Source organism: Clostridium sp. LS3 (genome assembly GCF_055330225.1).
The window spans coordinates 958183-977432 of record NZ_CM143921.1; the positions used below are offsets into that span (position 1 = coordinate 958183).

General features: G+C 30.3%; 15 protein-coding genes and 1 other RNA gene. 14 read left to right on the forward strand and 2 right to left on the reverse strand.

What is annotated here, in order from left to right; genetic code table 11:
• Window positions 1–112 precede the first annotated feature (112 nt).
• From ACZJV1_RS04460 to ACZJV1_RS04475, 4 genes are all read left to right on the forward strand, one after another.
• Complete coding sequence (locus ACZJV1_RS04460; RefSeq protein ID WP_463651558.1) at window positions 113–1279, forward strand: iron-containing alcohol dehydrogenase; 1167 nt, start codon at window positions 113–115, stop codon at window positions 1277–1279.
• A gap of 193 nt (window positions 1280–1472) precedes the next feature.
• Window positions 1473–2360: a sulfide/dihydroorotate dehydrogenase-like FAD/NAD-binding protein gene (locus ACZJV1_RS04465; protein ID WP_411170051.1), complete on the forward strand. Its 888-nt coding sequence runs from the start codon at window positions 1473–1475 to the stop codon at window positions 2358–2360.
• A 2-nt stretch (window positions 2361–2362) separates the two neighbouring features.
• Window positions 2363–3754, forward strand: a complete 1392-nt coding sequence (gene gltA / locus ACZJV1_RS04470) for an NADPH-dependent glutamate synthase (protein WP_463651559.1) — start codon at window positions 2363–2365, stop codon at window positions 3752–3754.
• A 295-nt stretch (window positions 3755–4049) separates the two neighbouring features.
• Complete coding sequence (locus ACZJV1_RS04475; RefSeq protein WP_411170052.1) at window positions 4050–4448, forward strand: RrF2 family transcriptional regulator; 399 nt, start codon at window positions 4050–4052, stop codon at window positions 4446–4448.
• 104 nt (window positions 4449–4552) lie between these two features.
• On the opposite strand, the gene ACZJV1_RS04480 is transcribed toward ACZJV1_RS04475, so the two are convergent.
• Window positions 4553–5818: an amidase domain-containing protein gene (locus ACZJV1_RS04480; protein ID WP_463651560.1), complete on the reverse strand. Its 1266-nt coding sequence runs from the start codon at window positions 5816–5818 to the stop codon at window positions 4553–4555.
• A gap of 260 nt (window positions 5819–6078) precedes the next feature.
• On the opposite strand from ACZJV1_RS04480, the gene ACZJV1_RS04485 reads away from it, so the two are divergent.
• The 4 genes from ACZJV1_RS04485 to ssrA all read left to right on the forward strand — a co-directional run bounded on the left by ACZJV1_RS04485 (window position 6079) and on the right by ssrA (window position 9617).
• A complete protein-coding gene (locus tag ACZJV1_RS04485; RefSeq protein ID WP_463651561.1) occupies window positions 6079–7068 on the forward strand; it encodes a Gfo/Idh/MocA family protein in 990 nt (329 codons plus the stop codon).
• Between the two features lie 290 nt (window positions 7069–7358).
• Entirely contained in the window at window positions 7359–8051 is a 693-nt protein-coding gene (gene sigI / locus ACZJV1_RS04490; RefSeq protein WP_463651562.1) for an RNA polymerase sigma-I factor, read from the forward strand.
• 1 nt (window position 8052) lies between these two features.
• Complete coding sequence (locus tag ACZJV1_RS04495) at window positions 8053–9036, forward strand: anti-sigma-I factor RsgI family protein (protein WP_463651563.1); 984 nt, start codon at window positions 8053–8055, stop codon at window positions 9034–9036.
• A gap of 228 nt (window positions 9037–9264) precedes the next feature.
• Window positions 9265–9617: a transfer-messenger RNA gene (gene ssrA, locus ACZJV1_RS04500) on the forward strand.
• A gap of 127 nt (window positions 9618–9744) precedes the next feature.
• Here the strand turns inward: ssrA and ACZJV1_RS04505 are convergent.
• Complete coding sequence (locus ACZJV1_RS04505) at window positions 9745–10305, reverse strand: TetR/AcrR family transcriptional regulator (protein WP_460286370.1); 561 nt, start codon at window positions 10303–10305, stop codon at window positions 9745–9747.
• Between the two features lie 125 nt (window positions 10306–10430).
• On the opposite strand from ACZJV1_RS04505, the gene ACZJV1_RS04510 reads away from it, so the two are divergent.
• From ACZJV1_RS04510 to ACZJV1_RS04535, 6 genes are all read left to right on the forward strand, one after another.
• Window positions 10431–12152, forward strand: coding sequence for an FAD-dependent oxidoreductase (locus ACZJV1_RS04510; protein WP_463651564.1), 1722 nt, complete (start codon window positions 10431–10433; stop codon window positions 12150–12152).
• Window positions 12145–13410 (forward strand): NAD(P)/FAD-dependent oxidoreductase, encoded by a 1266-nt coding sequence (locus ACZJV1_RS04515; RefSeq protein WP_463651565.1) that lies wholly within the window; start codon window positions 12145–12147, stop codon window positions 13408–13410. Before ACZJV1_RS04510 ends, ACZJV1_RS04515 begins: the two co-directional genes overlap by 8 nt.
• Window positions 13411–13761: a DUF1667 domain-containing protein gene (locus ACZJV1_RS04520; protein ID WP_463651566.1), complete on the forward strand. Its 351-nt coding sequence runs from the start codon at window positions 13411–13413 to the stop codon at window positions 13759–13761.
• Between the two features lie 13 nt (window positions 13762–13774).
• The gene (locus ACZJV1_RS04525) at window positions 13775–15310 is read left to right on the forward strand and encodes an FGGY-family carbohydrate kinase (protein ID WP_463651567.1); all 1536 of its coding nucleotides are present in this window, start codon (window positions 13775–13777) and stop codon (window positions 15308–15310) included.
• A gap of 84 nt (window positions 15311–15394) precedes the next feature.
• Window positions 15395–17134 (forward strand): FAD-binding oxidoreductase, encoded by a 1740-nt coding sequence (locus ACZJV1_RS04530; RefSeq protein WP_463651568.1) that lies wholly within the window; start codon window positions 15395–15397, stop codon window positions 17132–17134.
• A gap of 265 nt (window positions 17135–17399) precedes the next feature.
• On the forward strand, window positions 17400–19025 hold the full coding sequence (locus tag ACZJV1_RS04535) for a family 20 glycosylhydrolase (RefSeq protein ID WP_463651569.1): 1626 nt from the start codon (window positions 17400–17402) through the stop codon (window positions 19023–19025).
• Window positions 19026–19250: the final 225 nt, after the last annotated feature.

Here is a 19250-nt window from a genome sequence, read left to right on the forward strand (position 1 = left end):
CAATAATTTAACAATGTTGTTAAAGAAATAACCAATTGGCATGAGTCTTGCTATTTAAATTAATGTAACTTAGTAAGAAATAAATTATATATAAACTTTAGGAGGTTTTATTATGGCTCGTTTCACATTACCAAGAGACTTATATCATGGAGAAGGATCATTAGAAGTATTAAAAACATTAAAAGGTAAGAAAGCAATGGTTGTAGTTGGCGGAGGGTCAATGAAACGTTTTGGATTCTTAGATAAGGTAGAAAGCTATTTAAAAGAAGCAGGAATGGAAGTTGAACTTTTTGAAGGAGTAGAACCAGATCCATCTGTTGAAACTGTTATGAGTGGTGCAGAGGCTATGAGAAGATTTGAGCCTGATTGGATAGTTGCAATGGGTGGTGGATCACCAATAGATGCAGCAAAAGCAATGTGGATTTTCTACGAATATCCAGACTTTACATTTGAACAAGCAGTTGTTCCATTTGGATTACCAGAACTTAGACAAAAAGCTAAATTTGTAGCAATTCCATCAACAAGTGGTACAGCTACAGAAGTAACAGCATTTTCAGTAATAACAGACTATAAAGCAAAAATTAAATATCCTCTAGCAGATTTTAATATAACTCCAGATATTGCTATAGTAGACCCAGAACTTGCACAAACTATGCCACCTAAGCTTGTAGCACATACTGGAATGGATGCATTAACTCATGCTATAGAAGCATACACTGCATCATTAAGATCAAACTTCTCAGACCCATTAGCTATGAAAGCTATTGAGATGGTTAAAGAAAATTTATTTAAATCATATAATGGAGATAAAGAAGCTAGAAACTTAATGCATGAAGCACAATGTTTAGCAGGAATGGCATTCTCAAATGCTTTACTTGGAATAGTTCACTCTATGGCCCATAAAACAGGAGCTGTATTCCATATTCCTCATGGATGTGCAAATGCTATATTCTTACCATATGTAATTCAATACAATAGAGTTAACTGTGAAGATAGATATGCAGATATAGCTAGAGCATTAAAATTAAAGGGTGAAACTAATACAGAATTAACAGATTCATTAATAGAAATGATAAATGATTTAAATACAGAATTAAATATTCCGCACACAGTTAAAGAATATGGAGTAACAGAAGAAGACTTTAAAGCGAATCTTAAATTTATTTCTCACAATGCAGTTTTAGATGCATGTACAGGATCTAATCCAAGAGAAATTGATGATGCAACAATGGAAAAACTATTTGAATGCACATATTATGGAACTAAAGTTAATTTCTAAAATGCTTTAAATTTTAAAATTAATAGATTGATTTTAAGGTTATCTTGAACTGAATTCATTTTCTTTTTAAGATAACCTTGTTTTGGGATTAACCTAAAAATGCAAAGATAAAACAAAATTAAAGTTAAGAATTGTATGAATATTTAAAAAATGGTAAGATTAAATTACATAGAAAATAGTTGGGGGGACAAGTATGTATAAGATAGTCAAAAAAAGAGAACTTACAGACAATATATACCTTATGGATATAGAAGCGCCAAGAGTTGCCAAATCAGCTAAGCCAGGTCAATTTATAATTATAAAAAATGATGATAAGGGTGAAAGAATACCACTAACTATAGCAGACTATAATAAGAGTGAGGGGACTGTTACTATAGTATTTCAAGCTGTAGGAAGAGGAACAAAGGAATTAGCTAATTTTAAAGAAGGAGATTATGTTTTAGATTTTGTTGGACCTTTAGGACAGCCTAGTGAATTTATACATGAGGATTTAGAAGAGCTTAAAAATAAGAAAATAATATTTATAGCAGGAGGCGTAGGGGCAGCTCCAGTATATCCACAAGTTAAATGGATGCATGAAAATGGTATAGCTTGTGATGTAATAGTCGGAAGTAGAACTAAGGATTTATTAATATTAGAAGATGAAATGAAAAGTGTTGCAGGTAATTTATATATAGCAACAGACGATGGAACATATGGTTTTAATGGTAGAGTAACAGATTGCTTAAAATATTTAGTTGAAGAAAAAGGTAATAAATATGATCATGCAATAGTAATAGGACCTATGATAATGATGAAGTTTATGGCTATGCTTACTAAAGAACTAAATATCCCAACTACAGTAAGCTTAAATCCAATAATGGTTGATGGAACAGGGATGTGCGGGGCATGTAGAGTTACAGTAGGTGGAAAAGTAAAATTTGCTTGTGTAGATGGACCTGAATTTGATGGACATTTAGTTGATTTTGATGAATCAATGAGAAGACAGGCTATGTACAAAACTGAAGAAGGTAGATCTCAGTTGAAAATAGAAGAAGGGGACACTCATAATCACGGCGGTTGTGGATGCAAGGTAGAATAGTTATGAATATGCAAGATAGAATGAAAAGAGTACCTGTTTCAGAACAAGCTCCAGATATAAGAGCAAAAAACTTTGAAGAAGTTTGTTTAGGATATCTAGATGAAGAAGCTGTAAAAGAAGCAAATAGATGTTTAACTTGTAAAAACCCAAAGTGTGTAGATGGATGTCCAGTATCTATTGATATTCCAGGATTTATAGCGTATATGAAGGATGGAAAATTTGAATTAGCTGCTAAAGAAGTAGCAAAATATAGTGCATTACCAGCAGTTTGTGGTAGAGTATGTCCGCAAGAAAGTCAATGCGAAGGAAAGTGCGTATTAGGAATTAAAGGTGAACCAGTTTCAATAGGTAAATTAGAAAGATTTATTGCAGACTGGTCAAGAAAGCATAATGTAGAATTAGCAGTAACGGAACCTTTAAAAGATAAGAAAGTAGCAGTTATAGGAAGCGGTCCTGCAGGGTTAACTTGTGCAGGAGATCTAGCTAAAAGGGGTTATGATGTGACTATCTTTGAAGCTTTACATGAGCCAGGTGGAGTTTTAGTTTATGGAATTCCAGAGTTTAGATTACCTAAGGAAGATGTGGTTAAAGCTGAAATTGAAAACATAAAAAAATTAGGAGTAAAGATAGAAACTAACGTTATAATAGGTAGAACTATAACTATAGATGAATTAATGGAAGATGAGAAGTTTGATGCAGTATTTATAGGATCAGGAGCAGGACTTCCTAAGTTTATGGGAATACCAGGAGAAAATGCAAATGGAGTTTTATCTGCAAATGAATTCTTAACAAGAGTAAATTTAATGAAGGCATTTAAAGAAGAATATCATACACCTGTTAAAATAGGAAAAAGAGTTGCTGTAGTAGGTGGAGGAAATGTTGCTATGGATGCCGCAAGAACTGCTTTAAGGTTAGGTTCTGAAAGTCATATTGTTTATAGGAGAAGTGAATCTGAGCTTCCAGCAAGAGCCGAGGAAGTACATCATGCTAAAGAAGAAGGAGTTATTTTCGATGTTTTAACCAATCCAACAGAAATTTTAGTAGATGAAAATGGCTGGGTAAAGGGCATGAAATGTGTTGAAATGGAACTTGGAGAACCTGACGAATCAGGAAGAAGAAAGCCTGTAGTTAAAGAAGGTTCAGAATATGTTATGGATGTTGATACAGTTATAATGTCTCTTGGAACCTCTCCTAATCCACTTATTTCATCAACTACAAAGGGACTTGAAACTAATAAGTGGAAATGTATAGTAGCAGACGAAAATGGGCTTACAACAAAAGAAGGTGTTTATGCAGGAGGAGATGCTGTTACAGGAGCAGCAACTGTTATTTTAGCTATGGGAGCTGGTAAAAAAGCTTCTGAAGCCATAGATGAATACTTAAGTAAAAAATAGTGATTAAGGGAGTTATTTCTAACATGCAATTCATTAAGCGTAAGCTTAATTCGTTAGAAATAACTCTTTTTCATATATTTTCCTGCAATTTAATGATTAAGTATTAAAAAATTATCGAATTTATTAAAAAAAACGTTAATATTTAATATTTTTTTTATAAATTTAGTATAAAATTATAGTATAATTTAATTAATGAATTTTTATATAGTTAGTAATTATTTAATATAATTTGTCAAAAAGTTATCAATAAATTTAAAGATTAACGAGAATTATTAAACGAAAGAGAGTGATTTCCATGTACTTATCAAAATTTACTGATTACTCATTCAGAGCCTTGGTATACTTAGCAGAAAATAGAGATAAACTTTGTACTGTAGAAGAGTTAGCAAAAAAATTAGAGATTTCAGAACATCACTTAAAGAAAATAATACATAAACTCGCTAAAACAGATTTAATAATATCTATTAAGGGAAGAGCTGGTGGGTTAAAGCTAGGGTTAGATCCGGAAGATATAAATTTAGGAGAGGTTGTACATATTACTGAGGATAATCTAAATATTGCTAATTGTTTTAATAAAGAAGACTGTTGCCCATTCATGGACTCTGGATGCAAACTAAAGGGAATAATGAACGAATCTTTAAAAGCATTCCTTAATGAATTTTCAAGATATACTTTACAAGATTTACTTAAGTAAATCTAAGTTATTCATTAGAAAACAAATAAAATAGGTTATATCTTAATTAAAAATTTGGATATAACCTATTTTGTTTTACCTATAATTTCTTATATATAAATTTATTATTTTAAAGATATTATATAAAATTTAGAATTTTTGTTGCTCCAGCCTAAATCAAAAGGAACTTTATACTTGTCAATTGAATTAGAATTTATTAAAGGATAACCAGAATTATCAAAGCCTGTTATTATAGCACTATGTTCAATATAATCACCATTTTTATATATTACTAAGTCACCAAGTTTAATTCTATTATTGGAATTATTCATAGTGTTTAATACATTCTCAAAGGAACCAGAAAAAGATACAAATGCTTTATTAGTAGATAAAAGATGATCTAAAAGCTTCTCAGCATTAACCCAAGATTTGCTTGCCAGTACACCCTTTGAGTTATTATATTTATAAGACCAGTTTTTATCCTGAGGCATTTTACCACCTTCATCATAATCACCTAAACATTGAGATACAAAATTAGTACAGTTACCACATCCAGCTTCGTAAGTATAGTAATTTGAGTTATATTTATTATTTAAATTAGTTAAAAAAGAAATGCCAGAATACTTATTAGCATAATTTACAGCAGCTTCTCTATTATAAAGGTCACTTCCTTTTGTACTATTATCAATATTAAAATTCAAGTTGTATGATTTAAACTTAGTTAAAGGAATAATCTTTTCAGTTAAATTAAAATCATAATTTTCTAAGCCACCTTCAAAGCAATCTTGATAATAATCTTTAGTTATTATATAGGAGTTTCCAAAACTTTGTAATTCTAATGTGTGAATTAAAGAAATTCCGAAGTTATTAATTTTTTCTGGTGTGGCATTATATACATAATCAAATTTATATTCTTCGCTTGAAGTTAACTTATATGTATTATCTTTTATTTTTAAATTTTTAATTTGAGGAATAGACTCAATACTTTTAAAGCTAATATTTCTTTCATTTGCCCAATCTCTTAAATAAGCAATTCTTTTAAACTCATGCTTTAAAGAGTAACTACTAAAGGTTTGAGAAGTATCATAAAATTTATAAAGTTCTTCAACATTACCAGTAGCAAAAGATTCATTACGAGTGTTATATAAATTGTTTAAAAATAAGATAATAGATGCTTCTACATTTTTATCAATATCAGTTATAAAAGTACCAACATTTGCAATTGGCTCAGTTTCATATCCTTCGCTAAATAAACATGAAGGAACAAAATATGAGTTTGAAGTTTTAGAAATAAAAAAGATAAAATTAGATATAAGAAGAGTGGGAATTAAAAAATAACTTCCTACTAATAATATTTTTTTTCTCTCTAAATCCTTAAAGATATTTTTCATGAAAAAACCTCCTGAAGAAATTTATGGTATTCAAAATACAATATTTCTTCTTATATTTTTATAAAAACAAAAATTTAATAATAGTAGTATGTGCATTAAAAATATAAATATTATTAGTTTATATAAATAAGAAAATTAATTTATATAAAAGTCTTAATAAAGTTAATAAATACAAATTTTCTTTAATAGAAAATGATAAATATATAGGATATAATTAAAATATAAAATTAAAATGGAGCAAATGAGTTGGAGGGATAATTATGATTAATATTGGAGTTATAGGAACAAACTTTATAACTGAATGGCTTATAGCTGGAGCCAGAGAAGTCGAAGGTGTAAAAATATCAGCAGTTTACTCAAGAACAGAGGAAAAAGCAAAGGAGTTTGCAGAAAAATTCAATATAGAAAATGTATTTACAAACTTAGAGGAAATGGCTAAGAGTGATTTATTAGATGCAGTTTATATAGCTTCACCTAATGCAATGCATGCAAAACAAGCAATACTATTTTTAAATAATAAAAAGCATGTATTATGTGAAAAGGCATTTGCGTCAAATACTAAAGAGGTAAATGAAATGATAAATGCAGCAAAAGAAAATGATGTTGTTTTAATGGAAGCTATGAAAACAACATTACTTCCTAATTTTAGAGTTATAAAAGATAACTTACATAAAATAGGTAAGGTTAGAAAATATTTTGCAAGCTTTTGTCAATATTCATCAAGATATGATAAGTATAAAGCAGGTGAAATTTTAAATGCCTTTAAAAGAGAATTATCAAATGGCGCTCTTATGGATATAGGTGTATATTGCATAGCTCCAATGGTAAATCTTTTTGGTAAGCCAAAAGCAATAAAAGCAAATGGAATAATGCTTAAAACAGGAGTAGATGGAGAAGGAAGTATAGTCTTCGGGTATGATGACATGGAAGGAGTAGTTATATATTCAAAGATAAGCAATTCATATCTTCCGTCAGAAATCCAAGGGGAAGAGGGAAGCATTATAATAGATAAGATAAACAGTTTTGAAAATATAAAAATAGTTTATAGAGATGGTAGAGAAGAAAATTTATCGTTAGAACATAAAGAAGCTAATATGTGCTACGAGGTAGAGGAGTTTGCAAATTTAATTAGAAATAATGAGAAAGAGTCAAAGATTAATTCATTAAAGGTTTCTAAAGATGTTATTGAAGTTATAGAAGAAGCTAGAAAGCAAATAGGAATTGAGTATCCAGCTGACGAAGATAGATAATATTCACATAAAAAAATAAAATGTATGATAGTGAATTATGCTTAAATTGATTTGAGACTTTTAACAAATCTACTAGTATAGCTATTAAAGAAAAATCTAAAAATTTATAAAGGAGTAAGTGAATTTTTAAAATTTATTTACTCCTTTTTTCTTTTATATTATAAAATTTCCTATCCTTTACTTACCATTATAAAAAGCTTATCTATAATGATAAAATTATAGAAAATATTTGTTATAGTACCTTAAATTTTATATTCGCTCTTACGAATAGTATTGTAGAGAGGTGAGTTATGCTAAGTGATATTAATGAAAAGGTAATGGAACTAAAAAATGACGAAAAGAAAATAAATGATTTTATTGAGGAGTATAAGCCTTTTATTATAGCTTATTGCAACAAGTCCCTAAAAAGATATATTGATACAACTAATGATGATGAGTACAGTATTGCACTGATGGCATTTTATGAAGCAATAAAAGGATATAACATAGATAAGGGAAATTTTTTATCATATTCACAGAGAGTTATTAAGGTTAGATTAATTGATTATTATAGAAAAAATAAAAAAATATTAAGAGAAAAAGTAATAAAATATGAAGGAGATAATAGGGACAAGTTTATAAATAGTAGATCTATAGAAAATCATCAATTAGAGGATATAAGCTATTTAAGAAAACTTGAAATTGAAGATTTTACTAAAGAATTAATAAAATATAATATAACATTTAAAGATTTAGTTAAAGCTTCTCCAAAGTGGAAATCTACTCGTATTAAATACAACAAAATACTTAATTACATAATGAAGAGTGAAAAAGTTATAGAGGAAATAATAAAAAATAAGAAACTTCCAATAGTAATAATTGAAGAAAATGTAGGGGTACCCCGAAAAACTATAGAAAGATCGCGAAAGTATATAATAGCAGTGATAATAATTCTTTTAGGTGATTATCACTATATAAAAGAATACATAACTTTGGAGGTGTAAAGTGAGGAAAGCTTTAGTAGTAGAAGCAAGTGATAACTATATTGTTACTCTTGATAATAAAGGAAAATTTAAAAAAATTAAGAATAAAATGAATCTCAAAATTGGAGATGAATATGAAAAAGGTAAAGGAATAAGTATGAAAAAGGGAATTGTATTTGCAACATCATTAGCTTTATTATTAGGTATGGGTGGATTTGGATATTCTTATGCTACTCCAACAGATTATCTAACTCTTGATATTAATCCTAGTATAAAAATTACTACAAACAGATATAACAAAGTTTTAGATGTAGAGTCACTAAATTCAGATGGAGAAGCTATTAGTAAAGATTTAAAAGTTAAAAATAAAAATGTTAAAGATGCTATAAAACTATTAGTAGAATCGGCAACTCAAAATGGATATATAGGTAAGGATGATGAGAATTCTGTTATGCTTGCATCAACAAGTGATGAAGTACTAGATAAAGCAGAAGCTGGAGTAGAAGAAGGATTAAAAGAAGAAGAAATAGAAAATACTGAGGTAATAAAAGAAAACATAAACAAAGAGAGATTTGAAGAAGCAGAAAGATTAGGCATATCCCCAGGAAAAGTAAACTTAATTCAAAAGCTTCAAGCAGTATCTCCAGATGTAACTTTAGATGAATATGCTAATGCTCCTGTTAAAGATATAATGAAGAAAATAAAAGAGCAAAGAGTCATGAATAATGAAGAAAATAATTCTCAAGAAAAAGAAGAAAAGAAAAAAGAAGATAATTCTCAAGATGTAAAAGAAAATAGTAATGAAGCAAAAGAAAAAGCTATAGAAAAGAAAGAAGAAAATAAAACAAATGAAAATTCTTCTAATTCAAATGAAAAGATAAATCAAAATGCTAATAATGAAAATAAAGAGCAAGGTAAAGAAAATAAGCCAGAAGTAAACAACAATAAATCTAATGAAAATAAAAATAAATCAGAAGATAAAAAGCCTTCAAAAAATAATAATTAGCATAATATTGAGACTGTATGAAGGTTGAATTTAATAATTCAATTTGATTCAGTCTCATTTAAATTTTTATAAAAATTTCATCTAAAAATTAAAAATTCAAGCTGTAGAAAATATAGCTAATTAATGGAGAAACTACATAATCCAGCTCGGTTGACAGAAAATTTTTTATAATATATAATTACTACACGGAATGAAAATTGAATATTCGCGTTAAACTAATTTTAACCTGGGGATGTTTTGGCTTCGACGGGGGTAAGATGGGTTTGATAAGCGAGCCGAGGCAAGCATGTCACCTCGATAATAAAGTATGCATTAAAGATAAACGCAGAAGACAATTTTGCATTAGCAGCTTAATATAGCCGCTCATCAGTCCGGGATGCCCACGTCTCGGGTCGCTGGTGTCATAAAGTGGGAAACGAAGTTTAGCAAAGCTTTGAGCTAAAGGGGTATTTATGAAGCTAGGGAATTAGGAGTTTGTTTGTGAGCGAACTAAGGACCGAAATTTTAGTCACAAACTACGCTCGTAGAAAGTCAAGCTGGTCTGCTTTCGGACACGGGTTCGACACCCGTCATCTCCACCATAAAAAGCCCACGATTTTTAAATCGTGGGCTTTTAATTTTATAGATATAAACTCATTAAAAAATTCATTTTTAGCTAAAAGAAGTTCTTTAGGATACCTATCATTTCTAGATGTAAGTATTTATATTTTATTTAAGCATAAATGAAACAGTCTTTTTTATAAACTCCTCACTATTAAACTCAGGATTATTAAGTTGATTTTGTATTAATATCCCATCCATAGTAGTAAGTAATAGCCAAGCTAAATATTCTCCATCAAAGTTAGGGAGTCTTTCATTAATCTTTTTAGTTAGATTTCTTTTAAAATAAAGATATCTTTCAACATATTTTTCTCGTAAAGATGTATTTTCAGAAACGCAGGCCCCAATTAAATAAAGTCTTAAATTTCCATATTCTTTTTCAGCGCCTCTTTCTAAAACATATTTAAAAAGTCTTGGAGCACTAGTATCTTTTTCTTCATTTTCAACCCAAACTAGTAAATCATCAGCAAGTTTAGAAACGTATCTATCAATAATATCAAATAGTATGTCTTCTTTATTATTGTAGTAATAATACAAAGTTCCTTTGCTTATATTTGATTCCTTTGCAATTTTAGCAAGAGTAATATCATCAAAGGACGTATTGTGTAAAAGTAAAATTGTATTTTTAACAATTTTTTCTTTAATATTCGAATTAAGTGGTGAAGCCATAAAATATCTCCTAACTAACTTTATATTAAGAATTATATATAATTGTAACATATTTCCAAAAATAAATGAATATATTTAGATTAATGAATTAAGTCAGTCGGTTGACTGACAAAGGAGATGAGATAATGCAGTCACTAAACAAGCTTAAGAAAAAATTATACAAGCAGTTTGGGAATAGTATTAGCGTAACAGAAAAAGATAATATTATAACATTAAGTGGCAATTTAAATAGCTGGGATGATGTTGTAAATGCAGGTCGTATATGTGCTGATAGAAAAAGTGGAAGGCATGTTGTTAACAATATTACTTGTAGTAATATTAAGGCTATGCCTATGAAAATCCCTTTATTAAAGGATAATGTTCTTGAAGGAAAAAAATTTGATGCTATTATAATTGGAGCTGGAATTGTTGGGTGTGCTATTGCTAGAGAATTAAGTAAATGGAATTTAAGTATTTTATTAGTTGATAAAGAGCATGATGTTGCACTTCATGCTTCAAGTAGAAATGATGGAATGATACACCCAGGGATAGATTTGAAAATTGGACAAGTAAAACAGAAGTATAATGCATGGGGAAATAAAATGTACGACGAAATCTGTAAAGAGTTAGATGTACCTTTTAAAAGAACTGGACAATATTTAGGGTTTACAAGTAAGTTTATGAAATATATATTACCTTTAGCTCCAAGGCACTGGAGGAGAATGGATGTGTCTTGTAGTTATGTGAGTAAAGAGGAATTAATAAAAAGAGAGCCTAATTTAAATAAGAATATCAGTTGTGGACTTTTCTTTAAAAGTGCAGGAATTGTTTGTCCTTATGGGTTGACTATTGCTTATGCTGAAAATGCAGTTGATAATGGAGTGAAATTAAGCCTTGATACTGCTGTACTTAATATGAAGGTCGAGGATGGAGTTATAAAAAGTATAACTACAAATCGTGGCACAGTTTATCCTAAGATTGTAATAAATGCAGCAGGTGTATTTAGCGAGGATATTGCAAAAATGGCAGTGGACCACTTTTTTTCAATACATCCTAGAAAGGGGACAAATTCTATCTTAGATAAAAAAGTAGCTTTTCAAGTAAATACTATTGCTTCTTTAATGGGAACAGTAGATACACAGAAAGCAAAATCTAAAGGTGGAGGAGTAGTAAGCACCATAGATGGTAATTTATTAGTGGGACCAGATGCTATAGAAACTCATAATAAAGAAGATTTTTCAACTGATTTAGAAAGTATTAAAAGAGTATTTGAAAGGCAAAAGGAAATTTCTCCATTATTAAGTAGATCTGATATCATAACCTATTTTACTGGTGTTAGAGCGGCTACATATGAAGAGGATTTCATAATAGAAAAAGGACACTTTACTAAAAATATTGTACATGCCGCAGGGATACAATCGCCTGGTTTAACTGCAGCACCTGCAATTGCTGTAGATGTAGCCAAAATGACAGTTGATTTACTTTCAAAGAATAATAATATTGAAAAAAATAAGAATTTTAATCCTTATCGTAAGAGGATAGTAAGAACCTCCGAACTTGATATAGATGAACGAAATAAGCTAATAAATGATAATCCTGATTATGGCGTGATTATTTGTCGCTGTGAAGAAATAAGTAAGGGAGAAATAATAGAGTCATTACGTAGGTCTGTGCCTTGTGACACTTTAGATGGAGTAAAGAGACGTGTAAGACCAGGGATGGGACGTTGTCAAGGTGGTTTTTGTAGTCCATTAGTAGTACAAGTTATTGCTGAAGAAAAGGGAGTAGAATTAAAAGATGTTTTTAAAAATGGCCAAGAAAGTAATATTGTTTATCGTAGCACAAAGGAGGAGATAGAAAATGAATGATGTTGAAAGATTTGATGTTGCAGTTATTGGTGGAGGACCAGCAGGACTTGCAGCTGCACTTTCAGCAGAGAGTGAAGGTGCAAAGGTAATATTAATAGAACGTGAAAGTCGCTTTGGTGGAATATTAAAACAATGTATTCATGATGGATTTGGACTCGTAAAGTTTAAGAAGAAAATGGCTGGACCTGAGTATGCACAAAAATTTATAGAAAAAGTTAAAAAAAGTAATGTACAAGTGGAATTATTAACCTTTGTAATTAATATTAAGAAAGAGAAGGATTTAATTCATCTTACTTTAGTAAGCAGAAGTGGAGTTCGTAAGATTATAGCAAAAAGTCTTGTATTAAGCACTGGTTGTCGTGAACGTACAGCAAAACAGATTGGAATTCATGGTACAAGGCCTTCTGGTATTTTTACAGCAGGAACTGCACAGTATTACACAAATATTTTAGGACAGTTACCTACTGAACGTTGTATTATTCTTGGAAGCGGTGATATTGGACTGATTATGGCTCGTAGATTAACTCTTGAGGGGGCAGAGGTTCTAGGCGTATATGAAGCTAAACCTACACCAAGCGGACTTATGCGTAATATTTCACAGTGTTTAGATGATTTTAATATTCCACTTTATACAAGTCATACAGTAACAAGGGTATTTGGGGAAGAAAGATTAACCTCTGTGGAAATTGCAAAGGTAGATGAAAACATGAATCCTATAAAAGGAACTGAAAAAATAGTAGAATGTGATAGCTTAATTTTGTCAGTTGGACTTATTCCAGAAAATGAGCTAGCTGAGGGATTAAATATTTCTTTAGATACAAGAACAAAAGGACCTATAGCTGATCAAAACTATATGACAATGGAAGATGGGATTTTTATCTGTGGTAACGCTATGCATGTAAATGACCTTGTAGATTATGTATCAGAAAGTGGAGAATCGGCAGGAAAGGCTGCAGCAAATTATTCTAAAAGTAATCGTGTTATGGCTAAAATTAATTCAGATAATAGCTTTTTATATACCATACCACAAAGAATTGATATTAATAAAGTTTCTGATAAGACAGTTATATTTTTTCGTTCAAATAAAGAGAGAGGTGAAACTATTTTAACTCTAACAGTTGATAATAAAGAGATTTTTAGTAAGAAATATAGAAGTTTACGTCCTCCTGAGATGGAACGTATAGTAGTAAATTTTAATAAAGTCGAAATACATGAAAATAGTAATATTCAGCTTTCATTAAGAGAGGTGCATAAATAAATGGATATGATATGTATTGTTTGTCCAATGGGCTGTAAGCTCTCCGTAGAAATGCAAGGAGAAAATATAAGTGTAACGGGAAATAATTGCAAACGTGGGGAAGAGTTTGCAAAAAGTGAAATAATAAACCCAGTACGTACCTTGACAACTACAGTAAAAACTATTTTTAAGGAAATGCCACTTTTACCAGTACGCACTGATGGAGAAATTCCAAAGGAAAAAGTATTTGATGCTATGAAAGTATTAAATAAAATAGTTATAGATTATGAAGTTAACTGTGGAGATGTTATTCTTGAAAACATTTTAGAGAGTGGCTGTAATGTAATTGCAACAAATAGTATTAATAAATGAAGGGAGTAATATTATGTCTACACCTTTGGTATTAACCTTTGATATGGGGACTCAAAGTGCAAGAGCTATGCTGGTAGACGCCAATGGGAATATTGTTATGAAGTCACAAAAGAAATATGCACAGCCCTATTATGCAAAAGAACCAGGCTGGGCAGAACAAAGTGCAAATTTCTATTGGGAATCTCTTTGTGAGGTAAGTTTAGAGTTGAAAAATCAATGTGGTGAACTATGGGAGGATATAATTGCAGTAACATGTACAACAATTAGAGGGAGTTATATTTGTGTAGATAAAGATGGAGAATCTTTAAGAGATTTAATTTTGTGGTTAGATAAAAGAGAAACAGTAGATATGGAACCAATAAAGATGACAACAAAACTTTTATTCAATTTAATTGGAATGGGGGAAGCTGTTGAGCTACAAAGGAAAGTATCTGCTTGTAACTGGATAAAAACTTATGAACCAGAAATATGGGATAAAACATATAAATACTTATTATTATCGGGATATTTAAATTATAAGCTTACAGGGAAATTTATTGATTCCTGCGCTAATATGATTGGCCATATACCTTTTGATAGCAAATCAAGAGGATGGATGGGAGCAAATAATATTAAGAGATGTATATTTGATGTAGAGAAGGAAAAGCTATGCGACTTAGTTGAACCAGGAGAAATTATTGGTGAAATTTCTTTAGAGGCTAGTGAAATGACTGGAATTGGAACACATCTTTCTTTAATAGCTACAGGGTCAGATAAAGGATGCGAAACACTTGGACTTTCATGCTCAACACCTAATAAAGCAGCTATTAGCTTTGGAACTACTGCAACTATACAACTTACTACTGATAGATATATGGAGCCGTTACCTTTTATTCCTGCTTATCCTGCAGTGCTAAAAAATCACTATAATCCAGAAGTGCAGATTTATCGTGGATATTGGCTTATATCTTGGTTTAAAAAAGAGTTTGCAGCAAAAGAGGTAGAGCAAGCAAAAGAAAAAGGTATTGATCCTGAAGAGTTGTTAAACGAAAGGTTAAAAGAAATTCCGCCAGGTTGTAATGGTCTTATATTCCAGCCATATTTTACTCCAGGCGTGGTAATGCCAAAGGCAAGAGGAGCAATTATAGGTTTTTCTGATATTCATACAAGAACACATATATACAGGGCTATAATTGAAGGGATAAACTTTGCATTATTAGATGGAATGAGAACTATTGAAAGAAGAGGAAAGCTTAAAGTTGATAAGGTTTTTGTTGCTGGAGGAGGATCTAGAAGTGATAAAATATGTCAAATAACAGCTAATATGTTTGGGATTCCTGTTTGTCGCATTCAAACTCATGAAGCGAGTGGACTTGGAAGTTCTATAGTTGCTTTTATTTCAAAAGGTGTTTTCTCAAATATAGATGAAGCAGTAGAAGCTATGGTTCATATTAAAGATGAATTTATACCTGATATGAAAGAGCACAAATTATATGAAAAATTATTTAATGAAGTTTATAAAAAGATATTTCCAAAGCTTTTACCTTTATATAAAAAGAATATTACTTAAATAAATATTTAGTTTAAGTAGCTAGTAAATATGAAAAGATATAAAGAAAATTAATTATTACTACTTAATAAGAGGAGGAAAATTATGTCACATCCATATAAAGATTTTGAACCAAAGTGGGTTAATGAAAAATTTAGTAAAAAATCTTACCGTTCTATTTTCAAGTGGGGGGAACCATCACAGATTAAAGCCCCAAAAGAGAGCTTATATAAGATGATTAAAGAAACCTTTGGATTAGATGATGAATTCTTTAAGGAATACAAAGAAGATTTGGGCTTTGATGAAGTTAAATATGATATTCCTTGTAAATTAAGTAAGGTACAAATTGATAGATTTAAAGACATAGTAGGTGAAGACTTTGTACGTACAGATGATTATTCTAGGCTATCAGTAGCTTATGGAAAAACTATGTATGATATTTTACGTCTTCGTAATAAGATTATAGAGAATATTCCAGAGGTAGTTATTTATCCTGATACAAAAGAGCAAATTGAAAAGATTGTTGCTTATTGTACAGAGGAAAAAATACCTGTTTATGTTTATGGTGGTGGCTCAAGTGTTACAAGAGGAGTTGAATGTACAAGAGGTGGAATTTCTCTTGATATGAGATTAAGATTTAATAAGGTTATATCATTTAATGAGATAGATCAAACAATTACGGTTGAAGCAGGGATGAGTGGCCCAAAATTAGAAGAAACATTAAATAATGCTGTTAAGCTTTTTAAAGCAGAAAGAGCTTATACTTGTGGTCATTTCCCACAAAGTTTTGAATATTCATCTGTAGGAGGATGGGTTGTCACTAGAGGAGCTGGACAAAACAGTACCTATTATGGATGTATAAGTGATATTGTAATGGGTCAAGAATATGCAACGCCAATAGGCAATATTAAAACAGATTCCTATCCAAGAAAGGCTACTGGACCTGATATTGGACAAATTATGATGGGTGGAGAAGGGGCTTTTGGAGTTTTAACTCATGTAACACTAAAAGTATTTCGTCATACTCCAGAGACAATTAAGAGATTTTCATTTATGTTTAAAGATTGGGAAACAGCACAAAAAGCTGCAAGAGAAATAATGCAAAGTGAAGCTGGATTTCCATCAGTATTTCGTTTATCTGATCCAGAAGAGACTAAGATTATGCTAAGGTTGTATGGAGTAGATGAAAGTCCATTAAGACGATTATTTAATATTAAAGGCTTCAAAGAAGGGGAAATGTGTTTATTCCTTGGATTTACCAATGGTGAAAAGGGATTTAGCAAAAATTGTGCGAGGATTGCAAAGAAGGTTGCAAAGAAATATGAAGGGATGAATCTAACAGGGATAGTTACAAAATCATGGGAAAAGGGACGTTTTAATGATCCATATATGCGTGATACTATGCAGGATTTTGGAATTGTTACTGATACTATGGAGTGTAGCGTAAATTGGAGTAATATGTCTCAAGTTCATCGTGATGTAAGAGCTTACTGTAAGAGTAGACCTAATACAATATGTATGACACATATGTCTCATGTTTATCCTCAGGGAGCAAATTTATACTTTATCTTTATAGCAAAGATGAGTGACCCACAAGAATATAAAGCATATCATGCAGGTATTCTTGATGCAATTCAAAAAGCAGGAGCTTCAATGAGCCATCATCATGGTATTGGTAAAATGTTTGGGCCTTGGTTAGAGGGCTCATTAGGTAGAAAGGAGTATAGCATTTTCCGTGCTTTAAAAAATCATTTTGACCCTGATAATATTATGAATCCAGGCGGAACACTTGGTTTAGATTTATTAGAAGAGGAGAAGAAATTTTTGCGAAGTGATATAAAATAGAAAGGATTCAGAGCATTCCCCGACAAAATCTATAATTGAGGTATAAGATAAAATTTAATATGAAATAATAAATAAAGGTTTATCTTTTAGATAAACCTTTATTTATTAGTATATTTCTATATTTATAAGTATTTTAATTTTATCAACAATTTATAGTATATGCTATCGGATTTAGGTTATAAAATAATAATGAATGCTTCAAAGCAGTTACCATATAAAGTATTTAATAAAATAAATATTTTATATATGTAAGGAGGATTAATTAATGAAAAGTAAATCTAATACATATTGGAAATTCATATCTATCATATCTATAATGATGGTATTTCTAGTACTAGGAGTAGTTTCTTTCAAAGCTATGTCTAAGGAGACTAGTCAAGCAGAACCAACTTTTTTAGGAGAAAGTAGGAATAATAATATTATTATTCCTAAACCTATAAGCTATGAAAGTGGAGAAGGGAAATTTATACTTAAAAAAGATTCTTCAATTTATGTGAAAGGAAATACTGAAGAGGAAACAGAAGAAATTGTTAAAATTGCAGAGTTTATAAAAGGAAAATTAAAAGCTTCAACAGGATTTCAGTTAAATATTATTAAAGGTGATAATCCTACACCTGGTAGTATTTATTTAACTACTATAGGAGGAGAAGAAGAAGATGGAAATGAGGGTTATAAAATTGTAACTACTCCAGAAATGGTTAAGATTATTGCATACAAGCCAGAAGGGATTTCAAGAGGAGTTCAAACATTAAGACAGTTATTTCCGCCAGAAATTGATAAAGAAACTAAAGTAACTAATATAGAATGGAGTGTTCCAGTTTCAATAATAGATGATAAACCTGAATATGAGCATAGAGGATTAATGATTGATGTAGCTAGGCACTTTTTTACTGTAGATGAAATTAAACGTCAAATAGATCTTGCTGCTCAATACAAAATAAATAGGGTTCATTTACATCTTACTGATGATCAAGGGTGGCGTATAGAAATAAAAAAATGGCCAGACTTAACTGCTATAGGTGGAAGTACACAAGTAGGTGGTGGACCTGGAGGATATTATACACAAGAAGAGTTTAAAGATTTAGTTAAATATGCAGCTGAACGATATGTAGAAATAATCCCTGAAATTGATATGCCAGGGCATACTAATGCAGCACTGGCTTCTTATGGATTTTTAAATCCAGATGGTAAAAAGAAACCTTTATATACAGGCACAAGCGTAGGATTTAGTTCTTTCATGACTCATGATGAAAAGACATATGAATTTATTGATGATGTAATTAGGGAAATTTCTGAGATATCACCTTCAAAATATTTTCATATAGGAGGGGACGAAGCAGATAGTACTAAAAAAGAAGATTATGATTATTTTGTAGGGAGAGTATCTAAAATAGTTCAGAAATATGGAAAGACTCCAATAGGTTGGGACCCAATTGATACATCTCCAGAAATAGATTCAAGTGTAGTATTACAAAATTGGAAAGATTCAAATGAGGCAGCTAGAGCAAAAAACATGAAAATGATTATTTCAATTGCACACAAAGCTTATTTAGATATGAAATATAACGAGAGCACACCATATGGAGAAACATGGGCAGGTTATATTCCAGTAGAAACTGCATATAAATGGGATCCTACTGATTATGCTCCTAAGGAATTAGTTTTAGGTATAGAAGCACCATTATGGACAGAAACAATTTCTGATACAAAAGCTATGGATTATATGATATATCCAAGGTTATTAGGTTATTCTGAAATAGGTTGGACACCTAAAGAATCTAGAGATTGGAATGAATATAAGACTAGATTAGAGAAACAAGGAGAGAGAATGAAAAATAAGGGGATAAATTATTATAAAGACAGTAATATATGGGGATCTGAAAAGAATTGAAAAAGAGAATAATGTTTAAAATGAAAAAATAAATTTAAATATAGGGCTGTCGCACTAACAAATGTTATTAAATTTAATATTATTATAGCCTTAAAAAGTCATCTAAAGTACTTTTGTACTAAATAGATGGCTTTTTTTAGCTTAAGCAAAGAGAAAAAAGTTTTTAAACTGATAAATTAATAAGGATAATTTTCTAATATAAATTTAGATTTTTACATTAAAGTT

Excerpts from the sequence above, each read along its gene's own strand:
- ACZJV1_RS04460 (WP_463651558.1), top strand. The coding sequence starts at position 113 with ATGGCTCGTTTCACATTACCAAGAGACTTATATCATGGAGAAGGATCA.
- ACZJV1_RS04465 (WP_411170051.1), top strand. The coding sequence starts at position 1,473 with ATGTATAAGATAGTCAAAAAAAGAGAACTTACAGACAATATATACCTT.
- gltA (WP_463651559.1), top strand. The coding sequence starts at position 2,363 with ATGAATATGCAAGATAGAATGAAAAGAGTACCTGTTTCAGAACAAGCT.
- ACZJV1_RS04475 (WP_411170052.1), top strand. The coding sequence starts at position 4,050 with ATGTACTTATCAAAATTTACTGATTACTCATTCAGAGCCTTGGTATAC.
- ACZJV1_RS04480 (WP_463651560.1), bottom strand. The coding sequence starts at position 5,818 with ATGAAAAATATCTTTAAGGATTTAGAGAGAAAAAAAATATTATTAGTA.
- ACZJV1_RS04485 (WP_463651561.1), top strand. The coding sequence starts at position 6,079 with ATGATTAATATTGGAGTTATAGGAACAAACTTTATAACTGAATGGCTT.
- sigI (WP_463651562.1), top strand. The coding sequence starts at position 7,359 with ATGCTAAGTGATATTAATGAAAAGGTAATGGAACTAAAAAATGACGAA.
- ACZJV1_RS04505 (WP_460286370.1), bottom strand. The coding sequence starts at position 10,305 with ATGGCTTCACCACTTAATTCGAATATTAAAGAAAAAATTGTTAAAAAT.
- ACZJV1_RS04510 (WP_463651564.1), top strand. The coding sequence starts at position 10,431 with ATGCAGTCACTAAACAAGCTTAAGAAAAAATTATACAAGCAGTTTGGG.
- ACZJV1_RS04515 (WP_463651565.1), top strand. The coding sequence starts at position 12,145 with ATGAATGATGTTGAAAGATTTGATGTTGCAGTTATTGGTGGAGGACCA.
- ACZJV1_RS04520 (WP_463651566.1), top strand. The coding sequence starts at position 13,411 with ATGGATATGATATGTATTGTTTGTCCAATGGGCTGTAAGCTCTCCGTA.
- ACZJV1_RS04525 (WP_463651567.1), top strand. The coding sequence starts at position 13,775 with ATGTCTACACCTTTGGTATTAACCTTTGATATGGGGACTCAAAGTGCA.
- ACZJV1_RS04530 (WP_463651568.1), top strand. The coding sequence starts at position 15,395 with ATGTCACATCCATATAAAGATTTTGAACCAAAGTGGGTTAATGAAAAA.
- ACZJV1_RS04535 (WP_463651569.1), top strand. The coding sequence starts at position 17,400 with ATGAAAAGTAAATCTAATACATATTGGAAATTCATATCTATCATATCT.